We start from the raw sequence: 14,539 nt of genomic DNA, 5'->3' as shown, positions 1-14,539 counted from the left end.
CTAGGGCGACCTCGGGGGAGTCGCGGGCAGATGAATCGGACAGTTCGGGACGTGACCGTTCGTACCGGCAGCGAGTGTTGTCGATCTGTGACCCGAAATTCCCGCAAACCCATTGCAGAGTCGACACATCGATGCGCGGCGGCCCCGGAGCGCGTGGGGGACGCTCCGGGGCCGCCGCCGAACGGGGGTCTCAGCCGGTGCCGGTGGCGAGCTCGGTGTCCTCGTCCTCGGGGGCGGGCGGCTGGGGCTGCTGCTGCTTGGCCTTGGGGCGGCGGCCGAAGAGTTCGGCGGGGGTGGGCATCCGGTGGGGCCGCGGCTGCTCGCCGTCGGCCGGCGGCCTGGGGTTGCTGCTCATCGGGATGCGTCCTCCAAGGTGGGTGGCGGGCAGGGGTTCGGCCGCCGGGCTCGGGACGGCCGCCAGGTGGCGCTGGCCGGAGGTGAGCGAGAGCCGCTCGCGGACCTCGGCCTCGGCCAGCGCGTGGCACCGGCCGGCCAGCCGCGAGCGGCGGGCGTGCTCGGCGGGGCCGCAGGGCAGCCGGGAGAGCGAGCGCAACGCGGAGAGGTCGTCGGGGGTGGGGAGGTATCCGTCCGTGACGGCCTCCTCCAGCCGTTCCAGGTAGCCGCGCGCACTGCCGGGCAGGGCCGCGCGGTAGCGGGCCAGGTCGGCGAGCAGGAAGCTGCGCAGCCGCCCGCCCTCGCGGACCGCCTCGTCGATGGACTCGGTCAGCTGCAGCGCCTCGTGGACGTCCTCCGCCCACGGCGCGGCGGACGGGACGGGCGGGTGCAGCCGGTCGGGCAGGACCGGGTGGAGGGCTTGGGCAAGGGCGCGGCGCAGCACGCGGACTTCGTCGGCGCTGAAGGCCATGCCGCCGCGCGATCCGTGTGGCGTAGGCATGAGGTGACAGTACGTGGCGTACGTCCGATTTCGGACGATTGGCGCCGCAGTTGTCCCGATTGGCGTATCTGCCGCTGATCCGACCTGCCGACGGCCGGTACCGTGTCCGACCGGCCGTCAGCAGCGTTGGGCACAGGGCCCGTTCAGGGCTTGTTGCGCTCCCAGATCAGCCGGAGGCCGATCAGCGTGAGCCAGGGCTCGTGCACGTCCACGGTCTCGGCCTCGCCGAGGACCAGTGGGGCCAGACCGCCGGTGGCGATCACCTGGACGTCGTCCGGGTCCTTGGCGAGCTCCCGGGCCATCCGGTTGACCAGCCCGTCGACCTGCCCGGCGAAGCCGTACAGGATGCCGGACTGCATCCCTTCAACGGTGTTCTTGCCGATGACGTTGCGGGGGCGGGCCAACTCGATCTTGCGGAGCTGTGCGCCGCGCATGCCGAGCGCCTCCACCGAGATCTCGATGCCCGGGGCGATCGCACCGCCCACGTAGTCCCCGCGGGCGTTGACGGCGTCGAAGGTGGTCGCGGTGCCGAAGTCCACCACGATGCACGGGCCGCCGTAGAGGTGGTTGGCGGCCAGCGCGTTGACGATGCGATCGGCGCCGACCTCCTTGGGGTTGTCCATCAGGACGTGCACCCCGGTCTTCACCCCGGGCTCCACGATCACCGCGGGCACGTCGCCGTAGTAACGGCGCGTCACCTCGCGGAGCTCGTGGAGCACGGCGGGCACGGACGAACAGATCGACAGCCCCGCCACCCGGTCGTCGGCGGACACGATGGGGTGAGCACCCATCAGACCCTGCAACAGCACCGCCAGCTCGTCCGCGGTGCGCCGCGGGTCGGTGGAGATCCGCCAGTGTTCGACGATGTCCTCACCGTCGAACAGGCCGAGCGTGGTCTGGGTGTTGCCGACGTCGATGGTGAGGAGCACAGGATGGCTTTCTGTCGAGAGACGGGGTCAGGCGCGGAGGTCCAGGCCGATGTCGAGGACGGGCGACGAGTGCGTCAGGGCCCCGACGGCCAGGTAGTCGACACCAGTCTCTGCGACCTCGCGCGCGGTGGCCAGGGTCAGTCCGCCGGACGCCTCCAGCTTCGCCCGGCCGCCGACCAGGGCGACCGCCTCCTTGAGCTGCGGCACGGTGAAGTTGTCGAGCAGGATCAGGTCCGCCCCGGCCTCCAGCACCGGCGCGATCTGCTCCACGGTGTCGACCTCGACCTCGACCGCGAGGTCCGGGTACGCGGCCCGCACCGCGCGGAAGGCCTCGGCCACACCGCCGGCCGCCACCACGTGGTTGTCCTTCACCAGCGCGGCGTCGGACAGCGCCATCCGGTGGTTGGCGCCGCCGCCGCAGCGGACCGCGAACTTCTCCAGTGCGCGCAGGCCGGGCGTGGTCTTGCGGGTGTCCCGGACGACCGCGCCGGTGCCCTCCAGGGCGTCCGCCCAGGCCCGGGTGGCGGTGGCGATCCCGGACAGGTGGCAGAGCAGGTTCAGCGCGCTGCGCTCGGCGGTCAGCAGGTCGCGGGTGCGGCTGCGGACGGAGAGCAGCACCTGTCCGGCCTCGACCCGGGCGCCGTCCTCGACGTGCCGCTCGACCTCGAACTCCTCCTCGCAGACCAGCGAGACCACGGCCTCGGCGACCCGCAGGCCCGCCACCACGCCTGCCTGCCGGGCGGTGAAGTCGGCGGTGGCGACGGCGTCCGCCGGGACGGTGGCCACCGAGGTGACGTCCTCCCCGCCGGCCAGGTCCTCGCCGAGCGCGAGCATCGCGATGTCCTCGACCTCGACCGGGTCCAGGCCGGCCTCCTCCAGCAGCGCCGCCAGCGCCGGGTCCAGCCCGGTCTCGTACGCCTCGCCCTCGCCGCAGGCGCAGCCGTCGCCGCAGCCGCCGGCGGAGGCGAGCGGAAGTTCGTCGTGGGTCATCGTGGTGCTCCTAGTTGATTGGCTGGGTCACGCCGGAGGGCGGGGGTCACCCCTGTACGCACGGGTGTCCGTCGGTGTCGAGGGTGGTGACCAGGTGGTGCTGCCAGCGGGCGTCGTCGCGGTCGGGGAAGTCCTCGCGCCAGTGGCAGCCGCGGGTCTCCTCGCGGCGGGCCGCGGCGGCGACCAGTGCGGTGGCGACCAGGTGCAGGTTGGCGGCCTCCCAGGTCTCCACCCGGGGGTCGGCCGGCTTGCCCTCGTCCAGGTAGGCGGAGGCCTCCCCGGCGAGGACGGCGAGGCCCTCGGCGGTGGCGGCCATCGACCCGGCCGAGCGCAGCACGCCGGCCCCGCGGGACATCAGCCGCTGGATCTCGGCGCGCGCCTCGGGGGCGAGCAGCGGCACGGTGCGGGCGTCCAGGGCGGCGGCGACGTCGACGGCCCGCTCGGGCAGGTCGCCGGCGGCGTGCCGCGCGGCCAGGTCGGCGGCGATCCGCTCGGCGAAGACCAGGCCCTCCAGCAGGGAGTTGGAGGCGAGCCGGTTGGCGCCGTGCACGCCGGTGCAGGCGACCTCGCCGCAGGCGTACAGGCCGGGCACGGTGGTGCGGCCGGTGAGGTCGGTGCGCACGCCGCCGGAGGCGTAGTGGGCGGCGGGGGCGACCGGGATCAGGTCGGTGACCGGGTCGATGCCGTGGGCCCGGCAGGAGGCGAGGATGGTCGGGAAGCGGTGCTCCCACATCTCGGCGCCGAAGTGCCGGCCGTCCAGGTACATGTGCTCGGCGCCGTGCAGCTGCATCTGCCGGGTGATCGCCTTGGCGACGATGTCGCGCGGGGCGAGCTCGGCGAGTTCGTGCTGCCCGAGCATGAAGCGCTCGCCGGAGGCGTCGACCAGGTGCGCGCCCTCGCCGCGGACGGCCTCGGAGACCAGCGGCTGCTGGCCCTCGGCCTCGGCACCGAGCCAGAGCACGGTCGGGTGGAACTGGACGAACTCCAGGTCGGCTACCTCGGCCCCGGCGCGCAGCGCGAGGGCGACGCCGTCGCCGGTGGAGACCGCAGGGTTGGTGGTCGCGGAGAAGACCTGACCCATGCCGCCGGTGGCGAGCACCACGGCGCGGGCCCGGATGGCGCCGACGCCGTCCCGCTGGCCCTCGCCCATGACGTGCAGGGTGAGGCCGGCGGCGTGCCCGTCGGCGTCGGTGAGCAGGTCGAGGACGAGCGCGTGCTCGATCAGCTCGATGCCCGGGTCGTTGCGGACGGCGGCGACCAGTGCGCGGGATATCTCCGCGCCGGTGGCGTCGCCGCCGGCGTGCGCGATCCGGCGGCGGTGGTGGCCGCCCTCGCGGGTGAGCAGGATCGAGCCGTCCTCGTCCTGGTCGAAGGCGGCGCCGACGGCGATGAGCCGGCGCACGGCGTCCGGGCCCTCGGTGACGAGGGCGCGCACCGCGTCCTCGTCGCACAGGCCGGCGCCGGCGACCAGGGTGTCGTCGAGGTGCTGCTCGGGGGTGTCGCCCTCGCCCAGGGCGGCGGCGATGCCGCCCTGGGCCCAGCGGGTGGAGCCGTCGTCCAGCATCGCCTTGGTGACCACCGTGGCCCGCAGGCCGGCCCGGCGGACGTTGAGCGCGACGGTCAGGCCCGCGACGCCGGAGCCGACCACGACGACGTCGGTGGTCGCGGTCCAGCCCGGGGCGGGGGCGGTCAGGCGGTACGGCATGGCTTCACTTGCTCCTTCAGCGCGCGGCGTCGGCAGTCGCGCCGTCCGCATCACGGTACGCCCGGTCGCCGCGGAGCAGGCCACTGCCCTCGGGCGCCTCGGCCGGGTCTCCGCCCATGCCGGTGATCCGGTTGTCCCCGTCGACGAAGACGACCTTGGGCAGGTACGCCTTGGCCTCGGCGGTGTCCATCTGGCCGTACGCGATGAGGATCACCAGGTCGCCGGGGTGCACCAGGCGGGCGGCGGCACCGTTGATGCCGATCACGCCGGAGCCGCGCGGGCCCGCGATGGTGTACGTCTCCAGGCGGGCGCCGTTGTTGATGTCGACGATGTGGACGAGCTCGCCGGGGAGCAGGTCCGCGGCGTCGAGGAGGTCCTCGTCGACGGTGACGGAGCCGACGTAGTGCAGGTCGGCCTGGGTCACGGTGGCCCGGTGGATCTTGGACTTGAGCATGGTGCGGAGCATCTGGTCACGCCTCCTGGTGGGACCCCCGGCCGGGCCGGGGGAGAGTGCATGCCTACGGGGGGGTCGAACGCGGTGGTGCTACCGGACGATGACGCCGACGTTGTCGATCAGGCGGGTCGGACCCACCTTGGCGGCCACGGCCAGTACTGCCTCGCCCGTGAAGTCGTCCGGCGCCTCGGTGAAGGAGTCCGGGTCGATCAGGGCGAGGTAGTCAAGGGTGACACCTTCGGCGCCGTCCAGGACGCCGGCGGCCGCCTCGCGGACCGCCTTCGCGCCCTTGGCGCCCGCGTCGCGGCCGGCGAACAGCGCCCTGGACAGGGCCAGCGCGTGGCCGCGCTCGGTGTCGGAGAGGAAGCGGTTGCGGGAGGAGAGCGCCAGCCCGTCCTCCTCGCGGACGGTCGGGACGCCGACGATCTCCACGTCGAAGTCCAGGTCGGCGACCATCCGGCGGACGATCGCCAGCTGCTGGGCGTCCTTCTCGCCGAAGAAGGCGAAGTCCGGGTCGGTGATGTGCAGCAGCTTGGCGACGACCGTCAGCATGCCGTCGAAGTGGCCCGGGCGGGTGGCGCCCTCGAAGCCGTCGCCCATCGGGCCCGCGGACAGCCGCACCAGCGGCTCGCCGTTCGGGTACATCTCCTCGACGGTCGGGGCGAAGACCACGTCGGCGCCCATCTCGCGGGCGAGCTCGAGGTCGGCGTCCAGGGTGCGCGGGTAGCGGTCGAGGTCCTCGCCGGCGCCGAACTGCAGCGGGTTGACGAAGACCGTCACCGCCACCCGGCCGTCCCGGCCGACCTGCTTGCGGGCCGCCCGGACCAGTGCGGCGTGGCCGGCGTGCAGCGCGCCCATGGTCATCACGACCGCGTTGTCCACCGGCTGCTCGTCCGGCCAGAACGCCGCCTCGAACTCGCCGACCGTCCGCGTGAGCACGGTGGTGCGGGGGGCCTTCGCCTTCGCCGGCTGCTTGCCGCGTGCCATCAGGGGGTCTCCTCGTTCAGTACGTCGAGCAGCGCCGCCGCCGCCCCTTCCTTGAGCGATCCGCCCCGGACCGCCCGCTGCGCGGTGGCCCGGGCCATCGCGCGGTACGCCTGCCCGATGTCCGGGGACACCGTGTGCAGCTGCTGCAGGTGCCGCCGGACCGTCCCGGCGTCGCCGCGGGCGACCGGGCCGGTGAGTGCGGCGTCGCCGGACCGCAGCGCGTTGTCCAGGGCCGCGCCGAGCAGCGGCCCGAGCAGCTGCCCGGGCTCGGCGACCCCGGCGCCGCGCAGCAGCTCCATCGCCTGCGCGACCAGGGTGACCAGGTGGTTCGCGCCGTGCGCGAGCGCCGTGTGGTAGAGCGGGCGGACCTCCTCGGGCACCCACTCCGGCTCGCCGCCCATCTCCACGACCAGCGCCTCGGCGACCGGCCGCAGCTCCTCGGGCGCGGTCACGCCGAACGGGCAGCCTGCCAGCCGGGCGAGGTCCACGGAGGTGCCGGTGAAGGTCATCGCGGGGTGCAGGGCCAGCGGCAGCGCCCCTGCGCGGACGGCCGGCTCCAGGACGGCGACGCCGTGCGCGCCGGAGGTGTGCACCACGATCTGGCCGGGGCGGATCGCCCCGGTCGCGGCCAGCCCGACCACCAGGTCGGCCAGCGCGTCGTCGGGCACGGTCAGCAGCACCAGGTCGGCGGCGGCCAGCACCTGCGGCGGGGAGACCAGCCGGACCCCGGGCAGCAGCGCCTCGGCACGGCGGCGGGAGGCCGCCGACACCCCGGAGGCGGCGACCACCTTGTGGCCGGCCAGCTGCAGGGCGGCGCCCAGCGCGGGACCGACCCGGCCGGTGCCGACCACGCCGACGGCGAGCCGGGCGGGCCGGTTCTCCGGGTCCAGCGGATCGCCGAAGGGGTCGGTCGGCCCGAGGGCCGGGGCATTGTCGGACGCGCTCACCGCTCGGCCCTCGTCATTGCTTCCCGTTCCAGTCCTGTGCAGGTACCAGACGTACCGCTCCATCGTACGGTGCGGCCGGATCGGCCCGGCCGCGCGGGCCCGGCCCGCGGTATCTCCACGGAAGCTTCACAACGCACCGGGGGACCGGGACGCTACGGGCGGGTAACTTGGCGCAGTCCAAGCCCCGGGACCCCGAGGGAGACCATGCCCAGACGCCTCGGCCGTGCCCTCCCGCGCCGCCCCCGCACCATCCGTACCCGGATCATCGCCCTGGTGCTGATCCCCCTGGTCGCCCTGGTCGGCCTGTGGACCTTCGCCATGGTCTCCATGACCGGCGACCTGCGCGCCCTCGTCCGGCTCAAGGACGCCTACGGGTACTTCGGCAGCCCCGTGGACACCGCCGTCGGCCAGATGCAGATCGAGCGCCGGCTGGCCGCCGAGTACCTCGGCTCCGGCGGCGACCCGGCCGCCCTCGCCGCGTACACCGCGCAGGAACGGGCCACCGACGAGAAGGTCCGCGCCATGCGGGCCGCCGCCGAGGACCCCGACCGGCAGGACGAACTCACCGCCGAGCAGCGGGACACCCTCACGGCGATGCTCACCGCCGCCGACGGCCTCGCCCCGCTCCGCCAGGCCGTCATCACCCGCTCCCTCGCCTGGGACACCGCGGTCGACCGCTACACCGCCGCCGTCGAACCCGCCTTCGCCGTCCAGTCCGCGCTCACCGCACTGCAGGCCGGCCTGCTCGCCCGCGAGGCGCAGACCGTGATCGAACTCGTCCGGGTCCGCGAATTCGTCTCCCGCGAGGACGCCCTCGGCTCCGGCGCCCGGGCCGCCGGCTCCTTCACCCCCGCACAGTTCCGCGCCTTCACCGCCGCCGTCGAGGACCGCAGGATCTTCCAGCGCACCTACGTCGCCGCGCTGCCCGCCGACTCCCGGGCCGCCTTCGAGGCCTTCGCCGCCGACCCCCGGTACACCGCCCTGGTGCGCGCCGAGGACGGCGTCCTGGAGTCCGGCGCCGACGCGGCCGCCCGCGCCGTCGACCGCGAGGGCTGGCGCACCACCATGGACCCGGTCGTCCGCCGCTACATGGAGCTGTGCAAGGACGCCGCCCTCAACTCGGCCGCCCGCGGCCGCGCCTACGCCGGCGACCAACTGCTGAGGGCCGGCCTCGCCGGCGGCGCCGGACTGCTCGCCGTGGCGCTCTCCGTCTGGTACTCGGTGCGCACCGGCCGCCGGATCACCCGCCGGCTCGCCCGGCTGCGGATCGCCGCCGACCGGCTCGCCACCCGCCAGCTCCCCGACGTCGTGCGCCGCCTCGCCGCCGGCGAGACCGTCGACGTGGAACGGGCCGCCCCCCGCCTCGCCTTCGCCGCCGGGGAGAACGAGGACGAGATCGGCGACCTCGGCCGCGCCCTCAACCACGCCCGCCGCGCCGCCGTGGAGGCCGCCGTCGAACAGGCCCGGCTGCGCTCCGGCATCTCCGGCGTCTTCGTCAACATCGCCCGCCGCAGCCAGGCCCTCGTCCACCGCCAGCTCAAACTGCTCGACGCCATGGAGCGCCGCGCCACCGACCCCGACGAGCTCGCCGACCTCTTCCGCGTCGACCACCTCGCCACCCGGATGCGCCGCCACGCCGAGGGCCTGATCATCCTCTCCGGCGCCGCCCCCGGCCGGATGTGGCGCAGGCCCGTCCCGCTGGTCGAGGTCGTCGGCTCCGCGGTCGGCGCCGTCGAGGAGTACGAGCGGGTGGTCGTCCCGCCGATGCCGCCGGTCTTCGTCGCCGGCCCCGCCGTCGCCGACCTCGCCCACCTGGTCGCCGAACTCATCGAGAACGCCACCGCCTTCTCGCCCCCGCACACCCAGGTCACCATGCGGGCCGGCGAGGCCGCCCACGGCTGCGTCCTGGAGATCGACGACCGCGGCCTCGGCATGGACGAGCACGAGCTCGCCGCCGCCAACCGCACCCTCGCCGAACCGCAGGAGTTCGACCCCACCCGCACCGAGCGGCTCGGCCTGTTCGTCACCGGCAGGCTCGCCCGGCGGCACGGCTTCGGGGTGTCGCTGCGCCGCTCGCCGTACGGCGGCACCACCGCCGTTGTCCTGATGCCGAGGACCGTCCTCGCCGACCCGCCCGAGCCCGAGCCGGACCCCGATCCCGGGCCGCGGCCCGAACCGCTGCCCGCACCGGAGGCCGGGCCGGAACCCGCCGACACCCCGGGCGCCGCCGTCCTGCCGATGCGGCGCGCCCTGCCCACCCGCACCCGCCAGGCCTCCCTCGCCCCCCAGCTGAAGGCCCCGGACACCGCACCCGGCACCGAGCCGGACCCGGCCGCCGGGGCGCCCGCCCGAGCACCCGCCGAGATCTCGGCCGAGCAGATGGGCGCCCTCTTCGGCGCGTTCCAGCGCGGCCTCGACCGGGGCCGGACCGCCGACGCCCGTACCCCGCACCACCCGGAGGACGAACGATGAGCACGCCCGAGACCACCGAGCAGGGCAGCGGCGGCCTGGACTGGCTGCTGGAGGACCTGGCCGACCGCACCGAGCACGTCCGCCAGGCCGTGCTGCTCTCCTCGGACGGCCTGCCCACCGCCGCCTCCGCCGGCATGAGCACCGAGGACGTCGACCACCTCGCCGCCGTCTGCTCCGGCTTCCACAGCCTCGCCCGCGGGGTCGGCAACCGCTTCGCGGCGGGCGGCGTCCGGCAGACCATGGTGATGCTGGAGGAGGCCTTCCTCTTCGTCACCCCGGCCGGCGAGGGCAGCTGCCTGGCCGTGCTCTGCGACCCGCAGGCCGACGTCGGCCAGATCGCCTACGAGATGTCGATGCTCGTCCGCCGGGTCGGCCGCCACCTGGCCGTGCCCGCCCGCGCCGCCGAGCCGGCCCGCGGCTGACGGGCGGGCCCATGAGCGGACACTGGTACGACGACGAGGCCGGCCCTATGGTCCGGCCGTTCACCCTCACCGGCGGGCGCACCCGGTCCGCCGCCGCCGAGCGGTACGACCTGCTGGCCGAGGTCTCCGCGGTGCCGGACGCCGAGCCGGCCACCCCGCTCGACCACGCCCGCAGCATCCTGCTGGAACGCGTCCGGGCCCGGCCGAGGCCGCTCGCCGAACTCGCCGCCGACGCCGACCTGCCGCTCGGCGCCCTGCGGGTGCTGCTGGGCGACCTCGTCCAGGGCGGCGTGGTCAGGGTCGGCCCCGGGCCGGCCGAGGCCGCCCGGCCGGACGTCCGGCTGCTGCGCGAGGTGATCCAGGGCCTGCGGCGCCTCTGAGCCGACCGCCCGGGCGTCGTTTTCTTCGGGCCGGGCCCGGTTCAGTCCGTGGCGCCGGCCCGGACCAGGCCGTTCTCGTAGGCGAGCACCACGGCCTGGACGCGGTCCCGCAGGCCCAGCTTGGCGAGGATGCGGCCGACGTGCGTCTTCACGGTGGCCTCCGACAGGGTCAGCCGGGCCGCGATCTCACTGTTCGACAGGCCCTGCGCCACCAGTAGGAACACCTCCCGCTCGCGGTCGGTGAGCGGCCCCAGCACCGGCGATCCCGGCGTGGTCGAGGGCGTCGGCAGCACCTGTGCGAAGCGGTCGATCATCCGGCGCGTGGTGGTCGGCGCGACCACCGCGTCGCCGCCGTGCACGGCGCGGATCGCCGCGACCAGCTCGGTCGGCGGGACGTCCTTCAGCAGGAAGCCGCTCGCCCCGGCCTTCAGCGCGGCGAAGGCGTACTCGTCCAGGTCGAAGGTGGTGAGGATCAGTACGTGCGGGGCTCCCGGGATCGGCACCCCGGAGGCGTCCAGGCAGATCTGCCGGGTGGCCTGCACACCGTCCATGCGCGGCATCCGGACGTCCATCAGCACCACGTCGACCTCCGCCCGGGCGAGCCGCTCCAGCGCCTGCGCGCCGTCGCCCGCCTCGGCGGCGATCTCGATGTCGCCCTGCGACTGCAGGACCATCCGGAAGCCCGTGCGGAGCAGCTCCTGGTCGTCGACGAGCATCACACGGATGGTCACGGTCGGTTCTCCTTCACCTGCGCCGCGGGCGGGGCCGCGGCGGTCACGAGGCCGTCTTGAGGGGGAGGACGGCCCGGATGCGGAAGCCGCCGCCGGGCCGCGGGCCGACGTCGAGGCTGCCGCTCACCATGCCGACGCGCTCGCGCATGCCGATCAGACCATGGCCGGGGCCGTCGGCACCACCGGCGTCGAGCTGCTCCGCGGTGCTGCCGCGGCCGTCGTCCTCGATCAGCACCTCCAGGTCGCGGTCGCCGAAGTCCACCGCGACCCGCGCCCGGGCCCCCGGGCCGCCGTGCTTGCGCACGTTGGTCAGCGCCTCCTGGACGATCCGGTACACCGTCAGCTCCAGGCCGCGGGGCAGCTCCCGCGGCTCGCCGGAGGTGGCGAAGTCCACCGGGAGGCCGGCCGTGCGCACCTGCTCCAGCAGCTCCGGCAGCTCCTCGACGCCGGGCTGCGGCACGTACTCCTCGGCCGTCTCCGAGGTGCGCAGCACCCCGAGCAGCCGGCGCATCTCCACCAGCGCCTGGCGGCCGGTGCCGGCGATGGTGGCGAGCGCCTCCTTCGCCTGCTGCGGTGAGTTGTCCAGCACGTAGGCGGCGCCGTCGGCCTGAACGATCATCACCGAGACGTTGTGCGCGACCACGTCGTGCAGTTCCCGGGCGATCCGGGCGCGCTCGGCGGCCACCGCGACCTTCGACTGGGCGTCCCGCTCGCGCTCCAGCCGGGCTGCGCGGTCCTCCAGCTCCACCAGGTAGGCGCCGCGGACCCTGGTCAGCCGGCCCCACGCCCAGCACAGCACGAACGGCGTCGACATCAGCACCGCCACGAACACCATCTGCCAGGTGCTCGGCCCCGCCGGGGCCGGGTCGCCCGGCGGGCTGTCCGTGCTGCTGTCGAACCGCCACAGCGTCAGCGGCCCGGCCACCAGGCCCACCGACAGCACCAGCCGCGAGGCCCAGGGCGAGCCGAAGGCCGCGCCGGTGTACGCGAAGACCAGGTAGCCGATGGAGGAGCCGCCCGGCACGATGTCCAGGACGAGCTGCCCCAGCCCGAGCGCGGTGCCCCCCGCCGCGGCCAGGTCCGGGTACCGGCGCCGCACCACCATCAGGGCGGCGATCGCCAGCGACACGGCCAGGCCCCCGTACAGCTGCCGGTCGGACTCCGAGAAGTCGGACAGCAGCCCCAGCAGGAGGACCACCAGCGCCCAGACGGAGTCGACCACCATCGGGTGACGGCGGAGCCAGGCGTTCAGTCGATGCACGATCCAAGCCTAGGCAGTCGGGGACCACCCCCAGGTCCGCCGCGAGAGCGATCCGGCATCCGCCGCAGGGTGGAGACGCCCCCCACCGGAACGCCCCTCCCGGCAGGTACCGTCCACACCCATGACCTGGATGCGGTGGCGGCCCGCCATGGAACGCGCACTCTACGGCGCGGACGGCTTCTACCGGGGCCCCGAGGGCCCGGCCGGGCACTTCCGCACCTCGGTGCACGCCTCCCCGCTCTTCGCCGGCGCCGTCGCCCGGCTGCTGGCCGAGACCGACGAGGCGCTCGGGCACCCCGCCGAGCTCGCCCTCGCGGACGTCGGCGCCGGCCGCGGCGAACTCCTCACCGGCGTGCTCGCCGCCCTCGACCCGGAGCTCGCCGCCCGGGTCCGCCCGTACGCCGTCGAACTCGCCGACCGTCCGGCCGGACTGCCGGACGAGGTGGTGTGGGCGGACACCCTGCCGACCGGACTGACCGGGCTGCTGTTCGCCAACGAGTGGCTCGACAACGTGCCACTGGACATCGCCGAGGCCGACGAGGACGGCGTGCTGCGGTACGTCGAGGTCGGCGCCGGGGGAGAGGAGCGGCTCGGCGGGCCGCTGGAGGGGGCCGACGCGGCCTGGGCGGCCCGCTGGTGGCCCGACGGCGAGCGCATCGAGATCGGCCGCACCCGCGACGAGGCCTGGGCCTCGGCGGTCGCCGCCCTCGACCGCGGCCTCGCGGTCGCCGTCGACTACGCCCACAGCGCCGCCGACCGCCCGCTCTTCGGCACCCTCACCGGCTTCCGGGCCGGCCGCGAGGTGCGGCCCGTCCCCGACGGCAGCTGCGACGTCACCGCGCACGTCGCCCTGGACTCGGCCGCCGCCCCCGCCGTCCACAGCCTGTGGACGACGCAGCGCACCGCCCTGCACGCCCTCGGCGTGCACGGCGGGCGGCCGCCGCTCGCCCTCGCCTCCACCGACCCGGCGGCCTACCTGCGGGCCCTCGGCGGGGCCGGCGAGGCCGCCGAGCTGACCGACCCGGCCGGCCTCGGCGGCTTCGGCTGGCTGGCCCAGACCGTCCGCATGCCGGTACCGCGGAGCCTGGAGGGACTCCCCGCGCCCGCGGGGTGGCAGACTCTGTTGCCATGAGGGAGACCACGGTCGGCATCGGCGCAGGTGCGCAGCAGCTCACGGGCGAGCTCGGCACCAGCGACATGGTGCTCAACATCGGCCCGCAGCACCCGTCCACGCACGGCGTGCTGCGGCTGAAGCTGGTGCTGGACGGCGAGCGCATCGTCGCCGCGGAGCCGGTCATCGGCTACATGCACCGCGGCGCCGAGAAGCTCTTCGAGGCCCGCGACTACCGCCAGATCGTCATGCTGGCGAACCGGCACGACTGGCTCTCCGCCTTCTCCAACGAACTCGGCGTCGTCCTCGCCGTCGAGCGGATGCTCGGCATGGAGGTCCCCGAGCGGGCGGTGTGGATCCGCACCCTGCTCGCCGAGCTCAACCGGGTGCTCAACCACCTGATGTTCCTCGGCTCCTACCCGCTGGAGCTCGGCGGCATCACCCCGATCTTCCACGCCTTCCACGGCCGCGAGGAGCTCCAGCACGTCCTGGAGGAGGCCTCCGGCGGCCGCATGCACTACATGTTCAACCGGGTCGGCGGCCTCAAGGAGGACCTCCCGGCCGGCTGGCTCGGCCGCGTCCGGCAGGCCGTCGCCGCCGTCCGCAAGCAGCTGCCGGTCTACGAGGACCTCGTCCTCGGCAACGAGATCTTCCGCGGCCGCACCGCCGGCGTCGGCGTGCTCACCCGCGAGCAGGTCCACGCCTACGGCGTCAGCGGGCCGATCGCCCGGGCCAGCGGCGTCGACTTCGACCTCCGCCGCGACGAGCCCTACCTCGCGTACGGGGAGCTCGCCGACCTGCTCACCGTCGTGGTCCGCGAGGAGGGCGACTGCCTCGCCCGCTTCGAGTGCCTGCTGGAGCAGACCGCCAACTCCCTCGACCTCGCCGAGGCCTGCCTCGACCGCCTCGCCGGGATCGCCCCGGGGCCGGTCAACCTGCGGCTGCCCAAGGTCCTCAAGGCCCCCGAGGGCACCACGTACGCCTGGACCGAGAACCCGCTCGGCATCAACGGCTACTACCTGGTCTCCCGCGGCGACAAGACGCCCTGGCGGCTCAAGCTCCGCTCCGCCTCGTACAACAACATCCAGGCGCTGACCGAACTCCTGCCCGGCACCCTGGTCGCCGACATGGTCGCCATCCTCGGCTCGATGTTCTTCGTCGTCGGCGACATCGACAAGTAGAGGGAGACCCGTAGGGACGAGGGGACTGCGCAGTTCTCCCCCAGCCTTCGGCCGGGAGGTGCCCCCCCCACGCC

The 14,539-nt window shown here is 74.8% G+C and carries 14 protein-coding genes; 5 read left to right on the top strand and 9 right to left on the bottom strand.

Annotation, left to right across the window (positions count from 1 at the left end):
- Nucleotides 1-190: 190 nt before the first annotated feature.
- The 7 genes from ACQ614_RS16055 to ACQ614_RS16025 all read right to left on the bottom strand — a co-directional run bounded on the left by ACQ614_RS16055 (nt 191) and on the right by ACQ614_RS16025 (nt 6,907).
- Complete coding sequence (locus tag ACQ614_RS16055; protein WP_431679246.1) at nt 191-895, bottom strand: hypothetical protein; 705 nt, start codon at nt 893-895, stop codon at nt 191-193.
- A gap of 143 nt (nt 896-1,038) precedes the next feature.
- Nucleotides 1,039-1,824 carry a type III pantothenate kinase gene (locus tag ACQ614_RS16050; protein WP_431679245.1) on the bottom strand — a complete coding sequence of 262 codons (786 nt, stop codon included), beginning with the start codon at nt 1,822-1,824 and terminating at the stop codon, nt 1,039-1,041.
- 27 nt (nt 1,825-1,851) lie between these two features.
- A complete protein-coding gene (gene nadC / locus ACQ614_RS16045; RefSeq protein WP_431679244.1) occupies nt 1,852-2,814 on the bottom strand; it encodes a carboxylating nicotinate-nucleotide diphosphorylase in 963 nt (320 codons plus the stop codon).
- A 46-nt stretch (nt 2,815-2,860) separates the two neighbouring features.
- Nucleotides 2,861-4,519 (bottom strand): L-aspartate oxidase, encoded by a 1,659-nt coding sequence (locus ACQ614_RS16040; protein ID WP_431679243.1) that lies wholly within the window; start codon nt 4,517-4,519, stop codon nt 2,861-2,863.
- 16 nt (nt 4,520-4,535) lie between these two features.
- Nucleotides 4,536-4,985 (bottom strand): aspartate 1-decarboxylase, encoded by a 450-nt coding sequence (gene panD, locus ACQ614_RS16035; protein ID WP_363492053.1) that lies wholly within the window; start codon nt 4,983-4,985, stop codon nt 4,536-4,538.
- 78 nt (nt 4,986-5,063) lie between these two features.
- Nucleotides 5,064-5,960, bottom strand: a complete 897-nt coding sequence (gene panC, locus ACQ614_RS16030) for a pantoate--beta-alanine ligase (RefSeq protein ID WP_431679242.1) — start codon at nt 5,958-5,960, stop codon at nt 5,064-5,066.
- Nucleotides 5,960-6,907, bottom strand: a complete 948-nt coding sequence (locus ACQ614_RS16025; RefSeq protein ID WP_431679241.1) for a Rossmann-like and DUF2520 domain-containing protein — start codon at nt 6,905-6,907, stop codon at nt 5,960-5,962. The genes panC and ACQ614_RS16025 overlap by 1 nt, the downstream gene beginning before the upstream one ends.
- A 204-nt stretch (nt 6,908-7,111) precedes the next feature.
- Between ACQ614_RS16025 and ACQ614_RS16020 the strand changes: the two genes are divergently transcribed.
- Genes ACQ614_RS16020 through ACQ614_RS16010 form a run of 3 tightly spaced genes read left to right on the top strand, consistent with a single transcriptional unit; the run spans nt 7,112 to nt 10,181 of the window.
- On the top strand, nt 7,112-9,379 hold the full coding sequence (locus ACQ614_RS16020; RefSeq protein WP_431679240.1) for a sensor histidine kinase: 2,268 nt from the start codon (nt 7,112-7,114) through the stop codon (nt 9,377-9,379).
- On the top strand, nt 9,376-9,801 hold the full coding sequence (locus tag ACQ614_RS16015) for a roadblock/LC7 domain-containing protein (RefSeq protein ID WP_363492059.1): 426 nt from the start codon (nt 9,376-9,378) through the stop codon (nt 9,799-9,801). Before ACQ614_RS16020 ends, ACQ614_RS16015 begins: the two co-directional genes overlap by 4 nt.
- An 11-nt stretch (nt 9,802-9,812) precedes the next feature.
- Nucleotides 9,813-10,181: a DUF742 domain-containing protein gene (locus tag ACQ614_RS16010; RefSeq protein ID WP_363492060.1), complete on the top strand. Its 369-nt coding sequence runs from the start codon at nt 9,813-9,815 to the stop codon at nt 10,179-10,181.
- Nucleotides 10,182-10,222: 41 nt separating this feature from the next.
- Here the strand turns inward: ACQ614_RS16010 and ACQ614_RS16005 are convergent, their stop codons facing one another.
- Both ACQ614_RS16005 and ACQ614_RS16000 read right to left on the bottom strand, forming a co-directional pair.
- Nucleotides 10,223-10,912 (bottom strand): response regulator, encoded by a 690-nt coding sequence (locus tag ACQ614_RS16005; RefSeq protein ID WP_431679239.1) that lies wholly within the window; start codon nt 10,910-10,912, stop codon nt 10,223-10,225.
- Nucleotides 10,913-10,955: 43 nt separating this feature from the next.
- Nucleotides 10,956-12,173, bottom strand: coding sequence for a sensor histidine kinase (locus tag ACQ614_RS16000; RefSeq protein ID WP_431679238.1), 1,218 nt, complete (start codon nt 12,171-12,173; stop codon nt 10,956-10,958).
- 121 nt (nt 12,174-12,294) lie between these two features.
- Here ACQ614_RS16000 and ACQ614_RS15995 point away from each other — a divergent pair, with 121 nt between their 5' ends.
- Both ACQ614_RS15995 and ACQ614_RS15990 read left to right on the top strand, forming a co-directional pair.
- Nucleotides 12,295-13,305 (top strand): SAM-dependent methyltransferase, encoded by a 1,011-nt coding sequence (locus ACQ614_RS15995; protein ID WP_431679237.1) that lies wholly within the window; start codon nt 12,295-12,297, stop codon nt 13,303-13,305.
- Complete coding sequence (locus ACQ614_RS15990) at nt 13,302-14,465, top strand: NADH-quinone oxidoreductase subunit D (protein ID WP_431679236.1); 1,164 nt, start codon at nt 13,302-13,304, stop codon at nt 14,463-14,465. Before ACQ614_RS15995 ends, ACQ614_RS15990 begins: the two co-directional genes overlap by 4 nt.
- Nucleotides 14,466-14,539: the final 74 nt, after the last annotated feature.

Origin of the sequence: Kitasatospora dryopteridis (genome assembly GCF_050749075.1) — a bacterium.
Classification (GTDB): Bacteria; Actinomycetota; Actinomycetes; order Streptomycetales; family Streptomycetaceae; genus Kitasatospora.
The sequence above is the reverse complement of the archived record's forward strand: the minus strand, read 5'-3'. Positions and strand labels throughout refer to the sequence as shown.